Origin of the sequence: Xenorhabdus khoisanae (genome assembly GCF_001037465.1) — a bacterium.
Classification (GTDB): Bacteria; Pseudomonadota; Gammaproteobacteria; order Enterobacterales; family Enterobacteriaceae; genus Xenorhabdus; species Xenorhabdus khoisanae.
Window position 1 is genome coordinate 49,253 of the sequence record NZ_LFCV01000056.1, and the last position, 8,860, is coordinate 58,112.

The 8,860-nt window shown below is 37.4% G+C and carries 8 protein-coding genes; 6 read left to right on the top strand and 2 right to left on the bottom strand.

Translation table 11 applies throughout. The annotated features are described in order from the left end of the window. Positions 1 to 133 precede the first annotated feature (133 nt). The 5 genes from AB204_RS09460 (at position 134) to AB204_RS09480 (ending at position 5,421) form a co-directional block, all read left to right on the top strand. Entirely contained in the window at positions 134 to 1,051 is a 918-nt protein-coding gene (locus AB204_RS09460) for a tyrosine-type recombinase/integrase (RefSeq protein WP_235428060.1), read from the top strand. Between the two features lie 238 nt (positions 1,052 to 1,289). Next, positions 1,290 to 2,168: a DMT family transporter gene (locus AB204_RS09465; protein WP_047963136.1), complete on the top strand. Its 879-nt coding sequence runs from the start codon at positions 1,290 to 1,292 to the stop codon at positions 2,166 to 2,168. 158 nt (positions 2,169 to 2,326) lie between these two features. Continuing rightward, complete coding sequence (locus tag AB204_RS09470) at positions 2,327 to 3,418, top strand: amidinotransferase (RefSeq protein ID WP_047963137.1); 1,092 nt, start codon at positions 2,327 to 2,329, stop codon at positions 3,416 to 3,418. A gap of 117 nt (positions 3,419 to 3,535) precedes the next feature. Further along, positions 3,536 to 4,531, top strand: coding sequence for a fatty acid desaturase family protein (locus AB204_RS09475; protein WP_047963138.1), 996 nt, complete (start codon positions 3,536 to 3,538; stop codon positions 4,529 to 4,531). A 23-nt stretch (positions 4,532 to 4,554) separates the two neighbouring features. Beyond that, positions 4,555 to 5,421 carry a 2OG-Fe(II)-dependent halogenase WelO5 family protein gene (locus AB204_RS09480; protein WP_047963139.1) on the top strand — a complete coding sequence of 289 codons (867 nt, stop codon included), beginning with the start codon at positions 4,555 to 4,557 and terminating at the stop codon, positions 5,419 to 5,421. 120 nt (positions 5,422 to 5,541) lie between these two features. Here the strand turns inward: AB204_RS09480 and uspE are convergent, their stop codons facing one another. Both uspE and AB204_RS09490 read right to left on the bottom strand, forming a co-directional pair. Continuing rightward, complete coding sequence (uspE, locus tag AB204_RS09485; RefSeq protein WP_047963140.1) at positions 5,542 to 6,486, bottom strand: universal stress protein UspE; 945 nt, start codon at positions 6,484 to 6,486, stop codon at positions 5,542 to 5,544. A gap of 127 nt (positions 6,487 to 6,613) precedes the next feature. After that, positions 6,614 to 7,369 carry an FNR family transcription factor gene (locus tag AB204_RS09490; protein ID WP_047963141.1) on the bottom strand — a complete coding sequence of 252 codons (756 nt, stop codon included), beginning with the start codon at positions 7,367 to 7,369 and terminating at the stop codon, positions 6,614 to 6,616. A 266-nt stretch (positions 7,370 to 7,635) separates the two neighbouring features. Here AB204_RS09490 and AB204_RS09495 point away from each other — a divergent pair, with 266 nt between their 5' ends. After that, positions 7,636 to 8,532, top strand: a complete 897-nt coding sequence (locus AB204_RS09495) for a dimethyl sulfoxide reductase anchor subunit family protein (protein WP_047963142.1) — start codon at positions 7,636 to 7,638, stop codon at positions 8,530 to 8,532. Positions 8,533 to 8,860: the final 328 nt, after the last annotated feature.

Consider the following 8,860-nt stretch of genomic DNA (forward strand, 5'->3'; position numbering starts at 1 on the left):
GGCGAACTGTAGACATTGAAGTCGGGAGGTAGCTTTGAACAATCACAATCAAAATAAAGATAACCACGAAAATAGTGGTGATAAAAAATCACTTATTGTGCTAACCGACTCTCAACAAAATCAGGGTAAGCTGATGTCGATATCAGCATCGGGAAAGCAGATATATGAAAACCCCGCAGTTGCATATCTTGTCAGTCTTGGCTCAAAACGCAGTCGCCAAACGATGAAATCATTTTTGGATATCGTGGCAAAAATGTTGGGATATCAAAATGTGCGGGACTGTGCTTGGCACGCACTCCGTCGTCACCATGTTCAAGCAATTATGGAAATGCTTTCAGATTCGGGTAAAGCGCCGGCAACAATTAATACTTATCTTTCTGCTTTGAAAGGTGTTGCATTGGAAGCCTGGACAATGAAACAACTCGACACCGACAATTTTCAACATATAAAACAAGTGCGATCTGTCAGGGGAAATCGATTGCCAAAAGGCAGGGCGCTTGAGCGTTATGAAATAAAAGATCTATTTTTTACCTGTGAAAACGATGTTAGTACAAAAGGATTACGTGACGCTGCGATTATTGGAGTGCTTTTAGGTTGTGGTCTGAGACGATCAGAAATTGTTTCGTTAGATATGAAACACATTATTCGTCGCGAACAAGCATTAAGGGTTATGGGAAAAGGGAATAAAGAACGCTTATCTTATATGCCCGAAGGAACATGGGAACGTTTAAACCGTTGGATAGATGAAGTTCGCGGGGATCATGCCGGCCCGCTTTTTACCCGCATTCGTCGCCATGATGACGTAACTGATAACCGCTTGTCAGATCAAGCTATTTATCACATCCTTGAGATACGCAGAATAGAAAGTGGATTGGAAAAATTTGCTCCCCATGATCTGCGCAGAACATTTGCATCAGCCATGTTGGATAATGGTGAAGATATCGTAACCGTCAAAGATGCAATGGGGCATTCAAGTATTACCACGACCCAGAAATATGATCGACGTGGAGATGAACGCTTAAAGAATGCCGCCAGAAATCTCAATTTTTGACAGAGAAGAACTATTTTCTAACCTTAACTAAAAACAAAGCTCCTTTCTTTATTGTGTCACTTCACATCAGGGGGGCTTTTTATCCAATAAAAATATGAGTTCATACTTATCGCTAAAAAATTCAATGCTCCTCATTTCCTGAACTGACTCTTTTTATGATCAAATATCGTTCGACATACCGCTCATTCAATGTTAATTATTTAGTTTTTTATCAATAACCATTGATAGGTGTATTTATATGACCTCAAAAACACTTTGGAGTACTTACGGTCCAACTTCTCTTTTCGTTTTATTATGGAGCAGTGGCGCTATCTTTTCCCGTTGGGGGTTAGATCATAGTTCTTCTTTTGCCATTTTGACGGTACGTTTTTCCATTGCTTTTCTGTTTCTGTTGATACTCTGTATGTTCAAAAAACGTTACCTTCCTGCTCCTGGAAATAGGAAAAAAGTTGCCACAGTGGGTTTATTGATCATCGGTGGATATTCTATTTTTTATTTTCTGGCATTGGAACATGGTATAACGCCCGGTATTTTGGCTACAGTGATGGGAATTCAACCGATTATTACACTTTGGGTGATGGAAAGGCACTTCACTGCTTACCGTTTAATGGGATTAATCTTATCTTTCATTGGCTTAATGCTGGTGGTATTTCAAGGTTTGGTATTGACGGAATTTTCCTTTTCAGGCACTTTTTTTGCTTTGGCAGCTCTGTTTTGCATGAGTATCGGCGCCATCTTTCAGAAACAAATCCATCAAGCTCCTTCTGAAGTCTTACCATTGCAATATGGTGTAAGTTTATTACTTTGCCTGTTATTTATTCCTTTCAAGCCTTTTCATATTGAACCCGTTATAGGTTTTATTGTGCCTGCATTGTGGCTTGGTTTAGTCATTTCTGTTGTTGCTCAATTATTACTTTATCGACTTATCAGAGCGGGTAATTTAGTCAATGTCACTAGCTTGTTTTATCTTGTGCCAGGGGTAACAGCAATAATGGATTATTTATTTTTAGGTAACACGTTATCTATTTTAAGTATCCTTGGAATGTTCGCGATAATAATCGGCTTGGCTCTGGTTTTTAGCACAAAAGAGACAAAGAAGATTGGAAATATCAAGTGAATTCAACGGATTAATTTTCCATAATTTATATGGTTTATTATGATGAATATTTACAATAAGGATACAATTGGAGATCACTGGAGTTGCTAATTTTTAAAATCTGATTAATCTCAACAAACGGGAGCATTAAGAGACATTCAATAACGAAAGGGGGCAAAATGAGACAACCACCTCATTTAAAATCATCTAAATCACCCGTTAATGCATATACTGAGTGGGATCCACTTGAAGAAGTTATTGTTGGTATTGTTAATGGTGCCAGATTTCCTGCATGGCATATGGCACTGGAACCTGTATTACCAGACAATCAAATTGTCAATTTCCAAAGAAATGCAGGGCGTTCTTTTCCCAAAGAATTTATTGAATCCGCTTCTAAAGAACTAGAAGAATTTGTTCACATTCTTGAAAGTGAAGGTGTTAAAGTTCGTCGTCCTGATGTGCAAGATCAATCACAAGTATTTGGTGCGCCAGGGTGGGCGAGTACAGGATTATATTGCGCCATGCCTCGGGATATACTTTTTGTTATTGGCGACAATATTATTGAGTGTCCATTGGCATGGCGTTCTCGTTATTTTGAAACAGCAGCTTATAAATCTTTACTCAAAGAATATTTCAAGGCGGGTGCTAAATGGAACGCAGCACCTAAACCCCAATTGACTGATGCACAATATAATTTCGATTGGGAGAAGGAGAGTAAAGAGCAGCAAAGGGTTGTTCTTGCAGTTACAGAATTCGAACCCACTTTTGATGCGGCTGATTTCTATCGTTGTGGTCGAGACATTATTGCTCAGAAAAGCCATGTAACAAATGATTTTGGGATTGAATGGTTAAGAAGACATATTGGTGATGAATATCGTATCCATGTCTTTGAATTTGATGATCCAAATCCAATGCATATTGACGCCACTTTTTTTCCCATTGCACCAGGGAAGTTGCTAATTAATCCTAAAAAAGTATCGAAAATTCCTGAACTATTTAAAGGTTGGGATGTATTGCACGCACCAAAACCGATTATTCCTGATTCTCATCCTTTATATATGACCAGTAAGTGGATCAATATGAATATATTAATGTTGGATGAAAATCGAGTTATTGTAGAAAAGCAGGATGAACCAATGATAGCAGCGATGAAGCGTTGGGGATTTACACCCATCACATGTAATTTCAGAAATTTCAACAGCTTCGGTGGCTCTTTCCATTGTGCAACATTAGATGTCAGACGTCGTGGTAGTTTACAATCTTATTTTTGATTGTTAATAAAAAATTATTAGCAGTGAATATTTGGCAAAGTTAATTGTATATTTATCGCAATAAAAATATTAACTTGAAAATATATTCACTGTTGAAGTTTTAACGATGAGGTAAATATGAAAATATGGAAATATTCTTCTAAAGATTCTATCATGTTTATTTTTAGCTTGTTAAATATTGTTATGAGCGTCACATTAGCGTGGTATTGGAATGTTTTTTCCATTTCAGGTTGGTTATTTAATATTGCTATTGTTTCATTGATTTCCACTTATAATATTATAGTCATTTCACATTTCTTTAGTCATACACCATGGTTTATATCACCAACCATGAATAGTTTTGTTTCCATGCTAAACTCTATCAATATAGGGCAATCAATCCAAGCCTATAATCTTACACATGTTAGAAATCACCATAAGTATCATAATGATAATGGTGATCCGATTAAAGATAGCTCATCAACGTTCTTGGGAGGTAAAAGCGGAGAACACAATACATTGTGGAACTATGCTATTCTCAGTGGAATCAATACACTTTATAGCATGATTCCTCACGTATTATGGGCAGTATTTTCATGGAAGAAACCATTTAGTCCATATGATCATGGGTTTGATAAACTGATTTCAAAAATCGAAACTAATAAGAAAAAAGAACTCATCCAATTACGTTTAGATCGGGTGGCTATTTTTATTGGGTTGGCTTTTTTCTTTACTCTATCTTGGCAATGGACATTGCTTTGCTATTTACCTTCGTTATTAATTGCTTTTATTTTAGTTAATGTTCAGAACTATTATGAGCATTACGGTGCAAATCCAGAGAATCAATTCTCTAATTCAGTCAGTTATTATGGGAAATTGTATAATTTACTAACTTTTAATGATGGTCATCATCAAGAACATCATATTTCAGGTGGTACGCACTGGAGCCTTTTGCCTAAATTGCGTAAAAGATATGCTTCTAAATTCAAAGAACAGGAAAGAATAGTCAGCCCCGTACCTGCTATTTTAGGTTTTTTACACAGGAAACGAAAATTGCTGCATAAAACTCAAGAAATAAAAATGAATTCCAGTATGAACACCAAAATAGCTGAAAATAAAACAAACAAAACATGACGTAATACAGTAAAGGAACAGCCATGACGCACAAAAAATTATCGCTCACAGGAGTAAAGTTGGCAGAATCAGAATTTGTTATACATGAAACTGAAGGCTGCATAGAAAAAAGTGCTGTTGATGCTCTTCTGGATGGTCATCTTGCAGCATGTCGAATCCGTCATTTTTTATCAGAGGAACAACGAAAGAAAATTATTAATAATTTCTGGCTTTCTCCAGCAAGAAAACCTCGATATGGTGACGGCATCGATGGAGTAGAAGGATATTTCCTTGGTGCTTCCCACATAGAAAAAACAACCTTTGAATATTTCGAAGAAGCCGAATATTTTCGCCTAGCCGTTGATCAACTCTTTCAGGATACGATTAATCCTCAGATTCATTTTATAAATCAGTTAACCAATTCACAGTCAGAACATTTATTACAGGTTCGGCCAGCTATGCATCAAGGGCGGTTTGCTGGCAATGTCAAAGCAGTCTACTGGAATAACTCAGGCGAGTTTTTGTTATTACCCCATGATGATTTGGCTCAACTGAGTGATCCTCGGCAAAATGATTTTGAAATTCAGAGTGTCAAGCGCGTAATGGCTGTCAATTTCTATGCAGAAGTTCCACAAGACGGCGGGCAATTGAAAGTGTGGAATATTGACCCAGACGTAGAATCCCGTTCAGCTCTTGGATTGACTCACAGTGGTTTTCCTTATCCTACAGATTCGCTCGAAGAGCATGAGAATATGGTCATTGAAATAGCCCCTGGGGATTTAATACTACTGAATGGAAATTTGATACATGCTGTTCTAACAGGAAATGCCAATCAATTGCAGGAAAAACGGCTACTTATTACATGCTTTATGGGAGTAAACAAAGATGGCGAGCTTATTTGGTGGACATAAATCCTGAAAATGTTATTGATGATATGGTGTGAAATTGCCCGAAATAAAGTTCGGGCAATCTATCTATCTATCTATCTATCTATCTATCTATCAATGAGCTTCTATCATTTATTGAACTCGTTATTCTTCATCTACCTTGATAGGGCAAACAAATCCATCAGGTTTTATCGCTAACAAATCACATTTAAGCCGATCGATAACATGTTCGGCAGTATTGCCAAGAAATGCGGCTGATAACCCAGTTCGACCAAGGATGCCCAAAACAACCACACCTGCATTTAATTCATCACATATTTCAGAAATCACTTTTTCCGGCACACCTTCATGAACGTGGGTTTGTTGTTCACTGATATGGAATTTCTGTCGCAACTCTTTCATTGCAATCAAATGTTGACCACGCAATGCCTGATTGTACACATTAGGGTCAAAGTCAGGCAATTCAGTTGCAATATTTAAAGGGGCAGTAGGATAAGCACTAACGAGATGAATCAAGGGATCTTTTACAATGCGATTAGCGAGGTCTTGTGTTTCACGCACCAATTTGAGATTCAATTCATTATGGTAAGGTTCTTCATTGGATAAATTGACTGCAACCACAGCAGAACCATTTTCTGGCCATACTTGATCTTTTACCATCCAGACAGGGCAAGGACTTTTGCGTAGCAGATGCCAGTCCAGTGGAGTAAAAATCATCGACTCCAATCGGGAATGCTGATGAGCCATTTTCAATAGTAAATCATGATTTCCAGTGATAACTTCTTGAATAATAGCTTCATAAGAACGATTATGCCAAACCACTTTAATCTCAATATCAATCCCTGATTCAAGATAATAATGGGCTTGTTGCTTTATCCAAGCGACTCGTTGACCAATCACACCTTTTCGCATTGCGTTTCTTTCTTCAGGAGAAAGTAGGGTAGTCATTTCATATGAAAGGTCATAAATAGGTAAAAATGCTTTAATGCGGCCGCCATTGCGTTGCACGATATAAACTGCACGCCTTAATGCGGGTTGATCATCCTGATTGGGATCAATTGCGACCAAGAGGTTTTGGTAGTTTGCCATATTGAATTCCTCGCAGAGTCTGGATGCCTCTTTAATACAGAAGATAAACCAATATGGACAACTATAACAGGGTAAAAGAATGCCAGATCAGCAAAATATAGTGATCTGGCTTAAAGTTTAGATAACGTTAGGAAACATTGGCGGGAGCTTTACCAGCCAATTCGGTCAATTTATCCATATCTTCGACAGCGATATACTTACCTTTGACAGCCAAGATACCATTTTTCTGGAAACGACCAAGCAGGCGACTAATGGTTTCAACGGTCAAACCTAAGTAATTGCCGATGTCGCCACGAGTCATTGTCAGGCGGAATTCACGAGGTGAGAAACCACGTTGCGAAAAGCGACGTGACAAATTATAGATAAATGCAGCCAGCCTTTCTTCAGCATTCTTTTTGGACAGCAACAGGATCATTTCTTGATCACCTTTGATTTCTCCACTCATCAAACGCATCATCTGCTGGCGGAGATTAGGCATTTTTCCTGAAAGGTCATCCAGCGTTTCAAATGGGATCTCACATACCATTGATGTTTCAAGCGCTTGAGCAAAACTTGGGTGTTCAGTGTTAATGATGGCATCAAATCCAACTAGATCACCAGCAAGATGGAAACCCGTAATTTGTTCGTCGCCTTCTTCAGTAATTGTATAACTTTTGATGGTTCCTGAACGGATGGCATAGAGTGATCTCAATGAATCACCAGCTTTGAACAAAGTTTGCCCTTTCTGGATGGGTTTCTTGCGCTCGATGATATTATCAAGCTGATCAAGCTCATGTTCATTTAAGGTGAAAGGAATACAGAGCTGGCTAATGCTACAATCCTGACAGTGGATTGCGCAACCACCAGATTGAATCCGACGAATAATACGTTTTTCCGGAATCATAGGGAGTGCTCATTAGAAGTGATTGATATGCGTAAATTTAACATATTTAGGTAGTTCTGGTAAGAGCCAGATACCCGCATTAATCGCGGCATATATCATCACGAGCGAAAAAAATATGAAATTTTTTTTGGATTAACGTCGAATTTGCGTAAAATTTTAACCATTCCATATAATATCTCAATCAAATTGAAATTTAATTAATAATATATGGATGTAATACGCGTCGATGATGTTGTTTGGTTACAGATAAATGGAATAGGATTGACATGAGTGAGTGGTTGTTAATTGCATTTACAATGATAGTGCAAAGTTCTGTGGGGCTTGTGCTGATGAGTGTACTTTATGTTTACTGGTTTAAGTACGAACTAAACACATGGCAACATTCAGTAACTATTCTTGTGCAAAAAACATTATTAAAAACATACTTAATAAGTAGTGTACTGGCAGGTATCGGGCTTATCTCCTCGTTGAATATTTGGGAATATCCACTTAGTGTTTACCAATCGTTACACAATGTTAAGCAGGAATGGATAAACATAGAAACGATTTTTGCCGCTGTCTATTTTGGCTTGCTCGTACTACATACACTTTTTGTTGTGCTTAGAAAGCGGGTTTATTTTTATATCATGTTGGCAATTGGCATCATTGGAGTCATTGACGTCCACTATATGGCGATTATTTACGTCAATAGTGACATGGTTACATGGACGAACATCAATACCTATTTTCTGTTCTATGGCGCAGTATTTACTTTAGGCCCTGCCTTGGCTTTATCATTTATCGGCTGTCCGTTAAGAAAATCCATTCGAGGAAAATTACCTATTAAGCTAGTAATGACAGCTCTCTTTGTTGTTTTTATCAGTGTTACTGTACGGTTGATTGAGCACCCGGCCTATATGGAATGGTTAGCAGAAGTCACAATGGTTAATGACAATATGATCTTCCCACATCAAACGGAACTTAATATCAAAAGTGCCTTTGGACTAAAAATGCTTTCATGGTGCTTATATATTATTGCAATGGCAACCTGGACTTATGCCTTATGGAAGGGAAGAGATAACCTATTAATTAATAACACTTATTCTATTCTCGTCGGTTCGATTCTCATATTTATCGCTGAATTGGTTAACCAATATACATTTTTTATTATGTGCAACTTATGATAAATAATTCATACTACTTCCGTTGATTATCCTGCTCCTTACGTTCCACATAACAGAATCGGTGACAACGTCACGGATTCTGTTATGTGTGAATAGTGTCATATTTATAATTTCTATACGCGATATTTTCATCTTGATACTACGAGATATTCTTCTCATTTCTTTGTGGTAGCGCACAAATTTAAAGATAATTATTAACTTATCATTAATATTCTAATAACTATGTTTTATATCTATATAAAATAGATTGATTTGGCATATGTTGCAGAGTGTTTTTTGCGCATAGATTGAAAATCAAGAAATTTATTTCAATGAGTTATTGTAGGTG